12 protein-coding genes are annotated in these 16,268 nt (G+C 68.0%); 6 read left to right on the top strand and 6 right to left on the bottom strand.

Annotated elements, in window-relative coordinates; all coding sequences use genetic code 11:
* Positions 1–9: 9 nt before the first annotated feature.
* The 4 genes from ACJMKX_RS17275 to ACJMKX_RS17260 are packed head-to-tail and all read right to left on the bottom strand — an operon-like array spanning position 10 to position 5,088.
* Complete coding sequence (locus ACJMKX_RS17275; protein ID WP_405228162.1) at positions 10–1,644, bottom strand: ATP-binding cassette domain-containing protein; 1,635 nt, start codon at positions 1,642–1,644, stop codon at positions 10–12.
* Positions 1,628–2,761 carry a hypothetical protein gene (locus ACJMKX_RS17270; RefSeq protein WP_405228160.1) on the bottom strand — a complete coding sequence of 378 codons (1,134 nt, stop codon included), beginning with the start codon at positions 2,759–2,761 and terminating at the stop codon, positions 1,628–1,630. The genes ACJMKX_RS17275 and ACJMKX_RS17270 overlap by 17 nt, the downstream gene beginning before the upstream one ends.
* A 4-nt stretch (positions 2,762–2,765) precedes the next feature.
* Positions 2,766–4,232, bottom strand: a complete 1,467-nt coding sequence (locus tag ACJMKX_RS17265; RefSeq protein ID WP_405228158.1) for a DUF5666 domain-containing protein — start codon at positions 4,230–4,232, stop codon at positions 2,766–2,768.
* Between the two features lie 25 nt (positions 4,233–4,257).
* Complete coding sequence (locus ACJMKX_RS17260; protein ID WP_405228156.1) at positions 4,258–5,088, bottom strand: DUF6502 family protein; 831 nt, start codon at positions 5,086–5,088, stop codon at positions 4,258–4,260.
* Positions 5,089–5,393: 305 nt separating this feature from the next.
* On the opposite strand from ACJMKX_RS17260, the gene ACJMKX_RS17255 reads away from it, so the two are divergent.
* The 4 genes from ACJMKX_RS17255 (at position 5,394) to ACJMKX_RS17240 (ending at position 10,851) form a co-directional block, all read left to right on the top strand.
* The gene (locus ACJMKX_RS17255) at positions 5,394–7,586 is read left to right on the top strand and encodes a DUF4382 domain-containing protein (RefSeq protein WP_405228154.1); all 2,193 of its coding nucleotides are present in this window, start codon (positions 5,394–5,396) and stop codon (positions 7,584–7,586) included.
* A gap of 92 nt (positions 7,587–7,678) precedes the next feature.
* A complete protein-coding gene (locus ACJMKX_RS17250; protein ID WP_405228152.1) occupies positions 7,679–8,764 on the top strand; it encodes a hypothetical protein in 1,086 nt (361 codons plus the stop codon).
* Positions 8,765–8,887: 123 nt separating this feature from the next.
* The gene (locus ACJMKX_RS17245; protein WP_405228150.1) at positions 8,888–10,078 is read left to right on the top strand and encodes an endonuclease/exonuclease/phosphatase family protein; all 1,191 of its coding nucleotides are present in this window, start codon (positions 8,888–8,890) and stop codon (positions 10,076–10,078) included.
* Entirely contained in the window at positions 10,078–10,851 is a 774-nt protein-coding gene (locus ACJMKX_RS17240) for an alpha/beta fold hydrolase (RefSeq protein WP_405228148.1), read from the top strand. The genes ACJMKX_RS17245 and ACJMKX_RS17240 overlap by 1 nt, the downstream gene beginning before the upstream one ends.
* 73 nt (positions 10,852–10,924) lie before the next feature.
* On the opposite strand, the gene ACJMKX_RS17235 is transcribed toward ACJMKX_RS17240, so the two are convergent.
* Together ACJMKX_RS17235 and ACJMKX_RS17230 are read right to left on the bottom strand one after the other, a co-directional pair.
* Positions 10,925–12,076: a fatty acid desaturase gene (locus ACJMKX_RS17235; RefSeq protein ID WP_405228146.1), complete on the bottom strand. Its 1,152-nt coding sequence runs from the start codon at positions 12,074–12,076 to the stop codon at positions 10,925–10,927.
* A gap of 97 nt (positions 12,077–12,173) precedes the next feature.
* Positions 12,174–12,947, bottom strand: a complete 774-nt coding sequence (locus ACJMKX_RS17230; protein WP_405228144.1) for an alpha/beta fold hydrolase — start codon at positions 12,945–12,947, stop codon at positions 12,174–12,176.
* 82 nt (positions 12,948–13,029) lie between these two features.
* Between ACJMKX_RS17230 and ACJMKX_RS17225 the strand changes: the two genes are divergently transcribed.
* Together ACJMKX_RS17225 and ACJMKX_RS17220 are read left to right on the top strand one after the other, a co-directional pair.
* Positions 13,030–14,946, top strand: coding sequence for an ATP-binding cassette domain-containing protein (locus ACJMKX_RS17225; RefSeq protein WP_405228142.1), 1,917 nt, complete (start codon positions 13,030–13,032; stop codon positions 14,944–14,946).
* Entirely contained in the window at positions 14,943–16,172 is a 1,230-nt protein-coding gene (locus ACJMKX_RS17220) for a nitrilase-related carbon-nitrogen hydrolase (protein ID WP_405228140.1), read from the top strand. The genes ACJMKX_RS17225 and ACJMKX_RS17220 overlap by 4 nt, the downstream gene beginning before the upstream one ends.
* Positions 16,173–16,268: the final 96 nt, after the last annotated feature.

The raw sequence follows: 16,268 nt of genomic DNA, 5'->3' as shown, positions 1-16,268 counted from the left end.
GGCCGGCGCTCAGGCGACGTCTGCGGCGGCGTGCGCCCGGTCGGAACCCACCGAGCCGTCTGCGGCCAGTTCGATGACCCGGCCCGCCGCCTCCAGCAGCCGCGGATCGTGCGTGACGACGACGACGGTGCCGGGGAAACCCGCGATGATGTTCTTCACCACCCGGAGCGTCTCGGCATCCAGGTGGGCATCGATCTCGTCCAGCAGCAGGACGCTGGGCTCGGGCCACAGCGCGCGCGCCAGAGCGAGTCGCTGGCGCTCGCCGCTGGAGAGATTCAGTCCGGCCTCGGCGATGCGGTCCGGGGAGTCGCCGCCCTCCTCCAGGAGGTGTTCCAGGCGGCAGCGGCGCATCAGGCTGCGGAACGCCTGTGGCGTCATGCCGCGGCTGCGGTAGCTGGCGTTGCGGCGCACGGACCCGCGGATGAGCGGCAGATCCGGCCCGACGATGGCGACGTGGCGGCGTATGTCCCGGTTGCGTACCCGGGCCAGATCCTGACCGTCGAGGAACACTCTGCCGGCGACCGGAGCCTGCAGCCGGGCGGTGGCGGCGAGCACCGAACTCTTGCCACAGCCGTTCGGACCGGTGATCGCGATGACGCTGCCGGCCTCGATCGCGAGATCCAGCGGAGCGGCACCCGGGCAGGCAACCACCGCCTCGTAGCGCAGCTCGCCGGCGGCCCGGCGCAGACGGCGGCCGCTGCGGTTGCGGGGCAGCCGCGGCCAGCGCAGGAAGGCGCGAATGCGCTCGCGCGCCACGTCGGCTGCCTGCCAGTACTCGAACACCCGGCCGAGATCACGGATCGGCGTGGTGAGCCAGGCGACCACGGTCAGGGCAGCCACCATTTCCGCGGCGTCGAGCCGGCCGGCTCCGCCGACCAGTACGGCGAGCAGGGCACCCGAGCCCAGCAGCTGCACCAGGCTGCGGACCCGGCCCACCAGGCGCGCGCGATCGCCGGCGGCGTGGATCAGCTTTTCACCGCGGCTGTCGAGCCTGCGCCGCTCCCGGGACTCCTTGCCGTGGGCCTGGACCGAGGGCACCGCCTGCATCATCTCGGTGACGAAGCGGGCCAGCTGACCACGGCGGTTACGCAGACGCCGATTGGCATCCGCGAGCGGACCGGCGAGAAGTGCGGCGCCGAAGCCTCCGACGACGACGAGGCCCGCGGCCATCGCGCCGAGCAACGCGTCCATCCATGCGAGGACGGCGACCGCCGCTACGAGCAGCGGCAGCGCCACCAGTAACTGGGCGAGCCCCCGGCTCACCCAGGTCTTGATCGCCTGCAGGTCACCGACGAAGCGCACCAGGGCACCACCTTTCGGCTTGCCCGCCAGCGTGCGCGACGGCACGCCGAGGAGATGCTCGAACAGCCGCAGGCGCAGCCCGTGCACGAAGACCTGACCCAGCTCCTCCGCGTCCACACGCTCTCGTCCGCGCAGCCACGCGCCGGCCAGCGCGGCCGCCACCAGCACCGCCAGCATGACGCCACCGGCGCCACCGCCAACGACCGCCTTCGCGCCCAGTGCCAGGGCGACCGTGCAGGCCGCCTGCCCCAGCGCATTCGCCAGCAGCGCGGCGAAGCGGGCAGGCGCCGCCCGGGCCGCGGCGCGGACGTCCAGGGCGAGGCTTTCAGCCTGCGACGGCATCGCGCAGTTCCGTGCCGCCGTGCTCACAGGCGAGCAGCGAGCGGGAGACATAGCGGTCGGACAGGCCGTCCAGGCCAACCACCGGCGGTTCCACCAGGTCGGCGGTCTCGCGCATGGCCAGCGGTGCGGCCGTCAGCAGACCGGAGACGGCAATAACGCCGTGGCCGCGCTCACGCAACCAGTCCACACCCGCCCTCGCGCCCATCGCGTCCTGCGCACAGAAGACGACGCCGTCGATCGCCCGTCGCAGCCAGTCAGCGCCGAGCAGCGCCGCGGTCTCGGACTGGACCAGGCCGTCGGCCACCTCGACCACCGCTACGTCGACACCGCTGCGGCCGAGTTCGGCGATCAGGGTCTCCGAGATGCGCCGGATTGCGGCCTCGCCAACGCGGTAGGTGGAGACGTAGCCGGCGTCGGTGAAATCGAGCACCGGCTCCGCACCGGCATCCTTCATCAGGAAGTAGTCGTTGCAGGCGCCGGTACCGGTGATCTTCGCGGCACCCACGCGCAGGCCTGCCCGGGTCAGCCCGCGCACCAGGTGGGCGCCGGCCGTGGTCTTGCCGGAATCCATGGAGGTACCGGCCACGACGATCACGCGCGGCGGCGCCTCGCCGCCGGAGCCCGCCGGCAGCGTGTAGCGGCGCAGGTTGAGCGTATTACCGTGCTCGTCGGCCAGGATGCCCAGTGCCTCGATCTCGGTGGGTCCGCGGTGGATGCGCTGATGCCAGTTGACGGCCTGGGCAGCGACGCCGCCGGAGGCCACCAGGTGGCAATGGCCGATGGTTCGCGGCACGTAGGCCTCGAACTGCTGGGGCGCATAGCGATCGCCGTAGCAGACCACGATCTCGTCGCCGTGGAACAGCTGCACGCGCCGCCCGCGCGCGCACTGCAGCTTGCCGTGGTGGCGGATGCGCTTGACCCGGGCCAGCACCAGGTCGCCGGCAGTGGGGCAGGCGTCCGTGACCAGCGTCTTCGCGTCTTCCAGCGGCACCCGCCGGGTCACGAACGCCGAGCGTGCCGCCCGCAGGCGGCCGGCTTCCAGCGGACGCACCGAGCCGGCGGGCAGAGCCGAGGGAGCCGGGCCGACCCGGAGATCCGCAGTTCTTTTCGTCGTCATCGCATCAGTCCTCCACCTCGAACTCGACTTCATCGGCCGTCAGCACGCTGCCGTCCCAGGTGCCTTCGACATCCACGATCCGGCCGACCGCATTGGCGAAGAACTCCGCCGCCGTGATCTCCGTGTCACCGTCTTCGAACTCTGTCTCGCCGTTCGTGCGCACGGTAACGCCGAGCAGCGTAAAGTCGGGCTCGCCGACCGATTGCACCCGGGCCTGCAGCTTGACGCCGTCGTCGCCGTCGTCGTCGCGCTTCAGCAGCACCGCTGTCGCCTCGGAGGTGCCGGATTCGCTGCCGCCGATCTCCACGAAGTCACCCACGCTGATGTCGGCGAGCGAGAAGCGGCGCAGGTCGAGGTCGCTGTCGTCCTCCAACCGGGTGCCGTCCTCGATGGCTACGGTGATGCCGAGGGTCTGCAGCGTGCCTGCGGCGGCATTCACCGCCTCCACGGTAGCCTCGATCTCCACGACCTTCTCGGGTTCGAATTCCACCTTCGTGGCAAGCAGGGTGCCACCGGCCTGTGCCACGGCATCCACCTCAACGCGCGCGCCTTCGACGATGTCGGCGGGGCCGCCACCCTCGTACACGGTGGCGCCATCGGTGCCGACGGCGATGCCGTTCACCTCGAACTCGTCGCCGGAAATGACCGCGGTGACGATGCCCTCGATTTCGGCCAGGTCGTCGTCGTCGGCGCCGAGGTCGTCGGTGATCCGCTCGACCTTCGTCGCCGGCAGCTCGCCACCGGCGTTCAGCGCATTGCCCTCGACCTCCACCACCTGACCGTCAGCCAGATCGGCGCCGTCGAAGTCCTCGAACGTCGCCGCCGAATAATCGATGAGCAGGGCGCCGATGGTGAACGTCAGCGCCGAGTCGTCGAGATTGCCGACGACACCGACCACCTGCAGGTCGTCGCCGTCGTCGCGTTCCACGCGGGTGGCGATGATGCGTCCGTCGGGGGAGAGGAAGCCGTCCACGCGCACCGCCTGATCTACGCTCAGGCCATCGATGGCGTTGTTGGGCACCGAATCGTCGAACGCCGTGTCGACCTCCACCTTCACGGTCTGACCCAGCACCACGAACGTGCCGGCGACGAGGTCGATGCTCCCGATCGGCCCACGCAACAGATCGTCGGTAGCCACGGTAGCCGCCGTGGCATTGCCGTCATCGTCGATCTCGCCGGCGACGAATACGATCTCGCCGGTCTTCAGATCAGCTTCCGTGGCCGGCTCGTCATCCACCTCGATCGTGGCAGCGGACGTATCGAAGCTCACGCCGTCCACGATGACGCTGCCGAACCCGCTGATGGAGCCGAGCACGAAGATGCCGCTGCGGTCGATGCCCCCGGTGTCGCCGCCGTCGTCCGGCGGCGGTGGCGGGGCGATGCTGCCGGAGTCGCCGCCACCGCCGCCGCAGGCGGCAAGAGCGAGCGCTGCGAGGAGTGTAGCGAGCAGTTTCGGGGAGGGGGATGCCATGGGAATCTTCCTTGCGTTGAATGCTTCAGTGAGTGTCTTGCGGATGTTCGAAAAGGTAGACGCCGACGCCGATGCGGCTGACGGGTTCTGTTCCGTTCCTGTTGCTGTTGCCGTTGCCCGTGCCGTGCGGCGCGTCGAGCTCGTGCTCGCTCAGCCAGGCATCGACCCGCTCGAGGAAGGCCTGACCGTCCTGCTGCAGGAGAGCATTGAGCTTCTCGGCGGCGCCTCGGGGCATGTGATCGTTGGAGGCGAAGCCCTCGAACCAGCCTTCGCTGCGCTCGGGGTTCAGGTTGTGCGCGAGTGAGACCCCGTGGTCATGCAGCGCCTGGCCCATGTGGCGGACGATGTCGGCGTCTGCTGCGTCACGCAGGTAGTCGCGCCGCACCACCCGGTAGCGGCCCGCCGCCGCGGCTTCCATCAGCCCGAGGGCCAGCATCTCCTTGGTGATGGCCCGGTCCGGGATGTCCCCGGCATAGCGGTGCGTCAGCCGGTGGAACTCGGCCTCGTCGAGTTCCCTGGGCCGCCCGCCTGCGGAGAACTCGGGGTCCTTGTACCACCCTGTCAGCACCCGCGAGATGCGGCTCTTCGGTTCGATCGCCAGCGGGGTCTCGCTGTCGAGACGCTTGCGGATCTCGCCGACCTCGCGGCGGCTGAGCCCCGTCATGAGAGCGACGCGGGAAGCGTTGGTGGGCCTGCCGTGTACGCCGTAGTCCTCTCTGGCGATCTCGACGAATACCAATTTCGCTATCTCCGCAAACTCTTTCCAGCTGATGCCGAGTCTGAGCAGCATCCGGATCACCGGCCGCAGGAGGCGGCGGCAGGCACTTCGGGTGATTTCGCTCAGCTGGGAACTCATGTGTGCAGTTTACGCACACATTAGAGGCCCATGCAACCCCAACCCGGGATATCGGCTGCAAGTCCGGGGCCGGGCCGCCGTGCCTCGCAACCCGGAGCAGCGGGATTTTTCGCGCACCGCGACGCGGAGGCCGCCGCGAACAGGGCTGCAGAATTGACATAAGAGGCCGCGAGCCCGGCTAACTGCATGATTCGAGGGTCCCGGGAGCCGCCTGGACCTGTCGCCGGTTTGCGACAGGTTGATTCCTGCGCATATAGGACGAAAATGCCCAATACATTCACTCGATAACCGAACGAGAGCGAATCATGATGAACACGACTGACTGGCGGCGCGGCATCGCCGCGCTTTCCGTACTCTTCCTCCTCGCCGGTTGCGGTGGCGGAGGCGGAGGCAGCCCCGCGGGAACCGAGCCCGACCCGGATCCGACGCCGCCGCCGAGTTCGTCGGCGAAGACCGGCACCGTCGGCATCATGTTCACCGACGGTCCCACGGATCGCTTCGACAAGTTCCTGGCCGAGATCCGAGAGATCCGCCTGCTCGGCGACAGCGGCGACGTGACCATCTTCTCGATACCCGACGGCGAACCCGCCGAGGTGGTCGACTTCCTGCAACTGGGCAGCTTCAACGAGTTGTTCACCGTTGCCGAGGACGTCCCCGCCGGCGACTACGACAAGATCCGCCTGATCCTCGACGACCTGACCATCGTGGATCTCGACACGGACCCGGTGGAGGAGTACTCGGTCAAGCTGCCGGGCAACGGCAAGGTCGACCTGAATCCCCGCGGCACCTTCTTCGTTACGCCGGGCTCGACACTGCTGGTCGAGATCGACGTGGATGCGAAGAAATCGCTGAAGGTGGTCGAGACCGGCAACGGCGAGAAATTCCAGTTCCGGCCTGTGGTCTTCGTGAAGATCAGCGACGAGGGTTCGATGGAACCGGGCACGAAACTCACGCGCATCTTCGGTTCCGTAGACTCCGTCAGCGATACCGAGGACAGCTTCGTCCTGTGTCAGCAGGGTCGGGCCTCTGACGACAGCGACGACGACAGCGACTCCGATCGTGGCGGTGATGACAGCGACAACAACAAGTGTGTCACCGTCCTCGCTAGCGGCGAGACCGGCATCTTCGGCACCGACGGTACGCCGGCCCTGTTCGGCGACATCGTCGTCGGCGAGCCGCTGACCGCGATCGGCCGGCTGCGGGCCAGCGACGAGACGCCGGCCGACGACGGCGACACCGACGGCGATTCGGACACCGATACGGACAGCGATACGGACAACGGCTCCGGCAACGGGGGCGACGACAATGGTGACAGCGACAGCGACACCGACGGCTCCGAAGACTCGGCCGACTCCGATTCCGACACGGACAGCGACAGCGACTCTTCCTTCGACGACGACGATCTGATTCTCGAGGCCTACGTCATCGAGCTCGGCGACATGGGCACCTTCGAGCGCCTGAACGGCGAGATCACCGAAGACATCAACGTCGACGACGAGTTCGGGCTGGCCATCGCGCCGGGACAGGGCTTCGGCGACGATACCGTCCTCACCGGTCTCTACCAGGACGGCACCGGCGTGTTCACGAAGGCCGGCGAGCGACTCACGCGGGAAGACCTCCTGCGCGGCCAGATCGGCCACTTCGAGGGCGTGATCGCGCTCTCCAATGACGAGCCGGATGCGCTGCGCACCTCGTTCATCGTGCTGGATCCGGACGCCGCGGTCGGCGAGACCATCACCGGCATCATCCAGAGCGTGGACACCGAGGCCGATCAGTTCATCCTGACCACGGCCGAAACCGGCGACCGCCAGGTGTGCGTCGACGACGACACGACCATCACCCTGGTCACGCTCACGGACGAGGGCAGCGAGTCGGCCGAAGCCGGGCTCGGCGATCTCGAAGCCGGTCTGGACGCGGAAGTGTTCGGTGCAGAGGGCACCGACGGCTGCTTCGAAGCCGAGACGGTGCGCGCCGAGGACGACCAGCGCACGCCCAGCACCAACACGCCGCCGATCGCCGACGCAGGCCCGGATGACTCCGTAGCGGTTGGCGTCGCCTACATGCTGGACGGAACGGGCAGTTCCGACCCGGACGGCGACATGCTCACCTACAGTTGGAGCCTGCAGGTGCCGGAAGGCAGCGCGGCGTCACTCGACGACGCGACGCTGGCGGATCCGTCGTTCACGCCCGACGTGGCCGGCGACTACATCGCCGAGCTGGTCGTCAACGACGGCACCGAGGACAGTGCTCCAGACAGCGTCACCATCACGGCAACGGATGGTTCGACCGGCGGGGGCTCCGAGGCGCCCGACGGTGAGGCGCTGTATGCTGCCAACTGCGCTGAAGCTTGCCATGGCGCGCTTGCGGAGACTGACGTCGGCGGCGCCACGGCAGACGAGATCGAGGCAGCCATCGACGGCAACCGCGGCGGCATGGGCACCGAGGCCCTGCAGGCCCTGACCCGCGAAGAGATCGAGGCGATCGCCTCCGTGCTCTGAGCGCTAACGACGAACCGGAAGCCGGCGGAATGCCGGTATCATCGAAGGGCAGGCTCCTCCGGGACCTGCCCTTCGTTTTTCTGGAGAGACCCATGCGTCCGGCGCGCTGGCTCATCGCCAACCTGATCGTTGCTTCTCCGGCTGCTCTGGCCTGGTATCTGGACGCGCGTCATGCCGAGCTCTACTACCGCATCGTCCAGGAGGACCACTGGCTCGAATGGGCCACCGTGTGGGCCTTCCTGCTGGCCGCCGCCGCGGCCGCCTGGGCTGCGCATCACCAGTGGTGGCGCCATCGCCGGGTGCCCTGGTTCGTGCTCGGCCTCGGACTGTTCTGCGTCTTCGTCGCCGGCGAGGAAATCTCCTGGGGCCAGCGGCTGCTCGGCTTCACGCCGCCCGAGTACTTCCTCACCGACAACTTCCAGCAGGAGCTGAACCTCCACAACGTGGTGGCCAGCGACCTGCGCCAGCTCGCCTTCCAGCTCATCGTGCTCGGCTACGGCGTGGCGCTGCCGCTCGCCGCCGCCATACCGGCCACCGGCCGCCTGCTGTCGAAGCTGGCCATCGTCGCGCCGCACCCCGCCCTGATGCCCGCCTTCGCCGCCACTGCCGCCTTCTACGCCGCCTATCCCCTCGAGTATGCCGGCGAATGGGCCGAGCTCATGCTGGGCCTGGGAATGTTGACGGCGATCGCCGCCAACGCGCAGGAACTCGGCGGCGGCGCAGGGAATGCCGGCGCCGCGATCGCGCTCGGTGGGGCCGTGCTCACGGCCGCTCTGGGTTTCGGCACGCTGCGGGCTACGACCCTGCTGCACGGCGACCCGGGCAAACTCCGGCGCGCCGCCGAGACGGAGCTCCGGGCGCTCGCCGCCGACTTCACCCACGAGCGCGTGCGCACCCGCTGCGGCGTGCACAAGCGCGTGTATACCTTCCGCGTGGAGTGGGGCCAGAGCTACCTCAGCGAGGGCCGGTTCGCGAACCTCACGACGGACGGGCTGGATGCCACCCGGGCGCGCTACTTCCTGGACCCCTGGGGCCTGCCCTACTGGGTGCGCCACGAATGCGCCGGCGACGAGGAGGTGAGCTTCGTCTACTCCTTCGGGCCCAACCGCCGGCGAGACTCGGCGCCGCGGGAGATCCGGGGTGACGATATCGGCGTACTCGTTCAGGGCAATCGCTGAGCGGTGACAAGTCCCTATTGCGGCGAGTCCGCCGCCCGAAGGAATCTGCACGAACAAGCATGCCGCGGCCGCGGATGCGTACAGGGATGAGTCGCATCGCCGTCGCAAGCGGAGGAAAGCGACATGAAATTCCCGAAATGGTTCTTACTGCTGTTCACAGCGGCGCTTCTGTTCCTGGCCGGCGTCGGCAGCGTCGATGCCGGGGACTTCCGTAAGTTCCGGGCCGGCCAGCTCACGGTCATGACACAGAACCTCTACGTGGGCGGCGACATACTGCTGCCGCTGTCGGTGCCACCCGAGGACTTCGCGGAGGCGGCAGCGCTGGTCGTGCGCCAGATCCTCGCCACGGACTACCCCCAGCGCGCGATGAAGCTGGCCGAGCTGATCCGGGAGGAACGCCCGCACCTCGTCGGTCTGCAGGAGGTCTACGTGATCCGGCTGTGCCTGGACGCGGCACTCACGCAGTGTCCCGTCGATCTCGACTACCTCGACATCCTGCTGGCCAACCTGAACGCCAGAGGCACGCTTTACCGGGAAGCCGCGTCGGTCACGAATATCGATCTGGCCGGACTGCCGGCCAGCCTGCCGGACGGGACTCCGGTCTACGTCGTTCTGACCGACCGGGACGTCACGATCGCGCGCAAGGATGTCGAGACCCGCAATCCGGTGGCGAAGAACTTCGACGCAGGACTTCCGGTGGACAATCCGCTGCTGCCAGGCTTCGACAAGGTGCTGCGCGGCTATACCGCGGTCGAAGCGACGGTACGCGGTCGCGACTACCGCTTCGTGAACACCCACCTGGAGGTCAGTGGCGGCGGTGAGCTGGGACCCTTCTTCCGCGCCATCCAGGCGGCACAGACAACCGAACTCGTCCAGTTCCTGTACGCGGACGACCACGTCCAGGTCGTGGTCGGCGACTTCAACTCCAGTCCGGATGACGGTCCGCACGTAGACTGTCTCGTGCCGGACGGCGGCGGCGGGTTCATCCCCACGTCCTGTCCGACGCCCTATTCCGTCATGACCCACGCCACCTACATCGATGTCTGGAACGAACGCGGCGGACGCTGGAGCCCCGGCTACACCTGCTGCCAGGACACCCTGCTCGACAACCCGGTCTCGCAGCTCGAGGAACGGATCGACCTCATCTGGGTGCGCCAGGCGCCTGACCATTACGGCGGCCCCATCGTGCGTGGCGTGCGTGCCGACGTTATCGGCGAGGAGCCCGAAGACAAGACGATCTCAGGCCTCTGGCCCTCGGACCACGCCGGCGTCTCGGCCGGCATGACACTGCGCGTCCCCCGCGAGCGCCGTTGATGGAACGCTTCGACTCCCAGGGCTTCAGCATCGCCTATGACGACGTCGGTGAGGGCGACCCCGTCATTCTGCTGCACGGCTTCGCGGCCGACCGCATCACCAACTGGAAGGCCACCGGCTGGTACCGGGTGCTGCGCGACGCGGGCTTCCGGGTCATCGCCCCGGATGCCCGCGGCCACGGCCGCAGCGACAAGCCCTCCGAGCCGGAGGACTACGCGCCGGAGGGCATCGCAGGCGACGTGATCCGCCTGATGGATCACCTGGAAATCGACCAGGCGGACCTGTTCGGCTACTCGATGGGCGGGCGAAATGCCGGCTGGCTGCTCGCCCACCATGGCGAGCGCTTCCACTCCGTCGTGATCGGCGGCACCGGCATTAATCTGCTGGAGCTGGAGGATCCCGAATACTGGACTTCCCGCGGCTTCAAGCTGACGGCAGACAACAAGAAGACCGATTCGCTGGCCATCCCGGCGATGGTGCCGCTGTACGAGAAGATGACGAAGATCGGCGGACGGCCGGGCGCGCTGTCCGCATGCCTGCTCGGTTCGTTCGCCGGTCTGCGCGAGACCGCGTTCGAGGAAGTGGAGACCCCGGCGCTGGTCATCGCCGGGTCCCGGGACACCGTGGCCGGCAGCCCGATCCCGTTGGCGGAGGCGATCCCGGGCGGCAAGGCCGTCATCGTGCCCGGCAAGTCGCACCTGTCCTGCGTCACGGATTCCTTTTTCCGCGGGGCGGTACTCGGCTTCCTCGGCTTTCGCTGGGAGCGGGAATGAAAAAGGGAGCCGGCTGACTCAGCACGGCTCCCCTGGTTCGAGGTTGTCTAGAGGATGATTGGGCGGCTGCCGGTCAGGCGGCTACCGCGCACTCCCTCAGCAGCGAGTTCCAGTCGGCACGCGCCTCCTGGAAGCGGGCCTTGGCCTCAGCAACCCGGCGGCGGGTGGACTCGCGGATGTCGTCAGAATAGTTCGACACCTGGCCTTGCAGCACCTTGCTGTGCTCCTTCGCCGCAGCCTCCCAGTCGACCAGGCGCTTGCGCAGCCGCTCGTAGCGCCTTGCGGCCTGCTCACCGAAGTTGGCACGCAGGCGATGCGACGCATCCGCAGTCTCCTCCAGCCAGCTGTCCAGCCGTGTCTTCTCGCCGTCCAGCCGGGCGGCCATGATGCGGAAGTCGGACACCCGCTTGAGGTCCCACGCGAGACCCAGCTTCTCGAGCAGGGCGATGGTCCACTTGCTCGGGTCGAACTGATACCAGCGCACGCCGTTGCGGTAGTCGCCGCCGAAACGGTGGTGAAAGTTGTGATAGCCCTCGCCGAAGGTCAGGAACGCCACCAGCCAGTTGTCCTTCGCTGTGGCATCCACGTCGTAGGTGGCTTTGCCGAAGGTGTGGCAGACGGAATTGATGAAGAACGTGGCATGATAGACCAGCGTCAGGCGCAGGCAGACGGCGATCAGCAGCGCGCCCAGCAGGTGTCCTGTCATCCAGCCGATGGCCGCCGGGGTCAGGATGCCTGCCACCGTCGCCCACAGAACGTAGTAGCGGTGCTGGTGCATGATCATCGGATCGTTCGAGAGGTTCTTCACGTTGCTGAAGTCGTTCTCACGCTTCCAGAAGATCAGCCAGCCGATATGGGCGTAGAAGAAGCCCTTCTTGATACTGTAGGGGTCCTTGTCCGTATCCACGTACTTGTGATGATCCCGGTGCTGCGATGACCACTCGAGGGCCGACTGCTCGAAGGCCGCCGCGCCGAAGAACAGCATCAGGAACCTCACCACGCGGTTGGTCTTGAACGTGGCGTGGGCGAATAACCGATGATAGCCGACGGTAATGCCGAGGCCGCTCAGCACGAAGAACGCCAGCGCCAGCCAGATTTCCGCCGCGGCGATGCCGTTGTAATAGATATAGAGCGGCGCGCCGACGACGCCGCCGAGCGTCGTCACGGCGAAGAAGATGATGTTGACCCACTGGAGCCCCGGGGTCGATCTGGATTCGGTCGTCATAGCGGATGATATACCTGGTCTTGATGGAGTTTCGGCGCTAATTATACGGATCGGACCGCGGCGCACACTGTGGAATGCCGCAAATTTCAGCCGATCTTCAGCCAAGAAACGCCAGGACAGATTCAGACCACTCCCGCGGCCGCTCGTTCAACATGAATATGCCGCTGCCGATGGTCGCCAGGCGGCAATCGGGGAGAACTTCTGCAAATACCTGATTCTTATGGGGTTGACTGAAGGGATCGTCAACGCCCGAGAGCACCAGCGCCGGCGCTTTCACCCGCGGCAGGCGCTCCTCCATCGGGTATTCCGCCACCGCGAAATGGCCCCATTCGCTGGTCTCGCCGGCCCGGAACAGGTCCAGCACGCAGCGCTGGGTAAGCGCCGGATCGTCGATCCAGCCGGCCATCCGGTGCCATTTCTCCGCCAGATGAGACCCGTCCGGCTGCACGTGCCACTGCTCGAACACGGCGCCGAGCTCCCGTCGCGCCGCCTCGTCCATGTAGACCGGACCCGACAGGACCAGGTGCGATACCCGCTCCGGCCACGCGGCGGCCGCCTCGATGGAGACGATGGCGCCGGTATGGTGGCCGCCGAGCGCGGCGCGCGGGAGACCCAGGTGATCGAGCAGCGCGACCGCCACCTCGGCGTACTGCGCAATATCCGGCTGCGACGGCGGACGATCGGAGCAGCCGTAGCCGGGCAGGTCCATGGCGATCACGCGCAGGTGCTCGTCCAGCAGCGGGATGACCTCGGCGAACTCGTCCACCGACCGGGGCACCTGGTGCATCAGCAGCAGGGGCCGGGCCGCCGGGTCGCCGCTGTCCACGAAGTGGACCTGGCCCAGGGGGCTGTCGAAGAGGTGTCGTCTCATGGAGCTGCGTTCCCTGACTCTGCGGTGAACCCAGTGTAAGACACCCCGTGGGGCTCGGCGAAAGCTCCATTACAATGTGTCGATGCTCCAGCTCTCTGACGTCGCGCTCCGCCGCGGGCCGAGGCTCCTGTTCGAACACGCCGGCGCCCAGATCCACCCCGGGCAGAAGGTGGGCGTGACCGGCGCCAACGGCACGGGCAAGACCAGCCTGCTGCGGATGATCCTCGGCGAACTGGCTCCCGATGCCGGCGAGTGCCGGCTGCCGCCGGACTGGGTCATCGCCCACGTCGACCAGGCCACGCCCTCCGATACCAGGCCCGCCATCGAATACGTCCTGGACGGTGATGCCGACCTCCGTGCGATCGAGGCCGACCTGGCGGACGCCGAGGCGGCCGGCGACGGCACGGCCATTGCGAAAGCTCATGCCCGCATCGAATCCGCAGACGGCTATACCGCCCGCAGCCGTGCATCACGCCTGCTGCACGGCCTCGGCTTCCTGCCCGGCCAGGAGGAGCGTCCCGTCGACACCTTCTCCGGCGGCTGGCGCATGCGCCTGAACCTGGCCCGTGCGCTGATGTGCCGCTCGGACCTCCTGCTGCTGGACGAGCCCACGAATCACCTGGATCTGGATGCGGTCATCTGGCTGGAGGGCTGGCTGCGGGAGTACCCGGGCACTCTGCTGCTGATCTCCCACGATCGCGACTTTCTGGACGGCGTGGCGGAGTACATCCTGAATATCGAGCGCGGGCAGCTCACCCTGTACACCGGCAACTACACCACCTTCGAGACCGTGCGCGCGGCGCGTCTCGCCCACCAGCAGGCCCAGTACGAGAAACAGCAGCGCGAGATCGCCCACATGCGCTCCTTCGTGGAGCGCTTCCGCTACAAGGCAACGAAGGCCCGGCAGGCCCAGAGCCGGCTGAAGGCGCTCGAGCGTATGGAGACCATCGCGCCGGCGCACGTCGACTCCCCGTTCCGCTTCTCGCTGCTCCCGCCGGTGAAGACGCCGCGCCCTCTTCTCACGCTGGAGCGGGTGTCGGCCGGCTACGGCAACGTCACCGTCTTCTCCGGCGTGCAGCTCGCCTTCGCCCCCGGCGACCGCATCGGGCTGCTGGGGCCGAACGGCGCCGGCAAGTCCACGCTGATCAAACTCGCCGCCGGCATGCTGGAGCCCCGTGACGGGGAACGGCTGCCGGCAAAGGACCTCGCTGTCGGCTACTTCGCCCAGCACCAGGTGGAGCAGCTCGACCCCGCGCGCTCGGCCATCGAGCATCTGGCAGACGTCGACCCGGACGCCCGCGAGGAGGCGCTCAGGAACTTCCTCGGCGGCTTCGGCTTCTCCGGAGACACGGTGTTCATGCCCACCGGCCCGTTCTCCGGCGGCGAAAAATCCCGGCTGGCACTCGCGCTGCTGGTCTACCGCCGCCCCAACCTGCTGCTGCTGGACGAGCCGACCAACCACCTGGACATCGAGATGCGCCAGGCCCTGGCCGTCGCGCTGCAGGATTTCGAGGGCGCCATGCTGATCGTCTCCCACGACCGGCATCTGCTGCGCGTCACCTGCGACACCCTGCTGCTGGTGCACAGCGGCACCGTGGACGAGTTTGCCGGCAGCCTGGACGACTACCCCCGCTGGCTCGCCGAGCACAACCGGGGCGACCGGCGCACGGACGAAGAGGTCAGCGGCAACGAAGATACGACCAACACGGCCGCGGCGCGGCGCGAGCGCAAACGCCGGGAAGCCGAGCGGCGCCGGCAGCTGACACCCGTGAAGAAACGGCTGGCCCGCGCGGAGGAATCGCTGGCGGCGCTGGAGGCTCGCCGCGGCAAGCTGCAGTCGGAGCTGGCCGACGAGAACCTGTACGATGAGGCGAACCGGGACCGCCTGAAAGCTCTGCTGGCCGATCAGGCGGACCTGGAACGCGAACTGGCGGCCGCCGAGGCGGAATGGCTTGCAGCCGCACACGAAATGGAATCGCTGAAGGAGCCCGAGGCATGAAACCCCCACGTAGGAGGGCCTTCAGGCCCGATTGCGAATCGTCCAGAGAATCGGCCACACAGTCGGCGACGGAATCGGGCCTGAAGGCCCTCCTGCCGGCGGCCATTAGCCGCCGCGACGTCCTCGCCGGCCTCGGCTCCCTCGCCCTCCTGCCTCTCACCCACCGTGCACGCGCCGACGACGACGCTCCCCGCTACTCCGCCCTCGCGCTGCAGACCCTGTGCGACGCGGTCAACCAGGACGCCACCCCGGAGGCGGCTCGCGCCCGCATGATGGCCTCCATCCGCCGCATCGCCGGCCAGGTCGCATCCGCCAAGCGGTTCCTGAAGACCTTCAACGGCAGCGAGCTGCGCCTGGTGGTGCTACCCGAGTACTACCTCACCGGCTTCCCCCTGCGCGAGAGCCGGGAGGAATGGAAGGCCAAGGCCGCCGTCGACATCGGCGGGCCGGAGTACGAGGCGCTGGCGGGCATCGCGGAGCGCTTCGGCGTGTATCTCGCGGGCAACCTCTACGAGAACGACCCCGCCTTCCCGGAGCTCTATTTCCAGACCAACACCGTGATCGCGCCGAACGGCGACACCATCCTGCGCTACCGGCGCATGATATCTCTGTACACGCCGACGCCCTGGGACGTGTGGGACGACTATCTGGCTCGCTACGGCGCGGACGCCGTCTTCCCCGTGGCCCGCACCGGGATCGGCACGCTGGGCACCATCGCCTCCGAGGAGATCCTGTACCCGGAGATCGCCCGCATGACCGCGATGAAGGGCGCGGAGATCCTGCTGCATCACACCTCCGAGGTCGGCTCGCCGCTGCAGACGAAGAAGGACGTCATGAAGCGTGCCCGCGCCATCGAGAACATGGCCTACGTGGTCTCGGCGAACACGGCCGGCATCGCCGGCACGCCCCTGCCCTCCGCCTCCGCCGACGCGATGTCCAAAGTGGTGGACTGGGAGGGCAGGATACTGGGCGAGGCCGAGAGCGGCGAGAGCGTGAACGCCAATGCCATCCTCGATCTGCCGGCCCTGCGCGCGGCCCGCCGGCGCACCGGCATGGCGAACCTCCTCTCGCGCCAGCCCTTCGGCGCCTACGAATCCGCCTACGCGGATACCGACTGGGCGCCGCACGGCGCCATGGCGCAAGGCCGCATGCTGTCGCAGCACGCCGTGATCGAGCGCCAGCGTGCAATCATCGAACGTCTGCGCGAGGACGGCGTGCTGCGCTGAGACGGACATTTCGCCCCGGGCGCGGATCTTCACCGGCTCGCGCAGCGCATGGTCGTGCACCGCGGCGGCGTTGCCGGAGTTTCCCGAATACCCGGA

The sequence above is a fragment of the Lentisalinibacter sediminis genome (genome assembly GCF_040706615.1).
Classification (GTDB): Bacteria; Pseudomonadota; Gammaproteobacteria; order Steroidobacterales; family Woeseiaceae; genus Lentisalinibacter; species Lentisalinibacter sediminis.
Note: the sequence above shows the minus strand (reverse complement) of the source record. Positions and strands in the feature narration are given on the sequence as shown.

Coding starts and splice junctions, on each gene's coding strand:
- ACJMKX_RS17260 (WP_405228156.1), bottom strand. CDS start 5,088: ATGAGTTCCCAGCTGAGCGAAATCACCCGAAGTGCCTGCCGCCGCCTC.
- ACJMKX_RS17230 (WP_405228144.1), bottom strand. CDS start 12,947: ATGAGACGACACCTCTTCGACAGCCCCCTGGGCCAGGTCCACTTCGTG.
- ACJMKX_RS17220 (WP_405228140.1), top strand. CDS start 14,943: ATGAAACCCCCACGTAGGAGGGCCTTCAGGCCCGATTGCGAATCGTCC.
- ACJMKX_RS17270 (WP_405228160.1), bottom strand. CDS start 2,761: ATGACGACGAAAAGAACTGCGGATCTCCGGGTCGGCCCGGCTCCCTCG.
- ACJMKX_RS17235 (WP_405228146.1), bottom strand. CDS start 12,076: ATGACGACCGAATCCAGATCGACCCCGGGGCTCCAGTGGGTCAACATC.
- ACJMKX_RS17225 (WP_405228142.1), top strand. CDS start 13,030: ATGCTCCAGCTCTCTGACGTCGCGCTCCGCCGCGGGCCGAGGCTCCTG.
- ACJMKX_RS17245 (WP_405228150.1), top strand. CDS start 8,888: ATGAAATTCCCGAAATGGTTCTTACTGCTGTTCACAGCGGCGCTTCTG.
- ACJMKX_RS17275 (WP_405228162.1), bottom strand. CDS start 1,644: ATGCCGTCGCAGGCTGAAAGCCTCGCCCTGGACGTCCGCGCCGCGGCC.
- ACJMKX_RS17255 (WP_405228154.1), top strand. CDS start 5,394: ATGATGAACACGACTGACTGGCGGCGCGGCATCGCCGCGCTTTCCGTA.
- ACJMKX_RS17250 (WP_405228152.1), top strand. CDS start 7,679: ATGCGTCCGGCGCGCTGGCTCATCGCCAACCTGATCGTTGCTTCTCCG.
- ACJMKX_RS17240 (WP_405228148.1), top strand. CDS start 10,078: ATGGAACGCTTCGACTCCCAGGGCTTCAGCATCGCCTATGACGACGTC.
- ACJMKX_RS17265 (WP_405228158.1), bottom strand. CDS start 4,232: ATGGCATCCCCCTCCCCGAAACTGCTCGCTACACTCCTCGCAGCGCTC.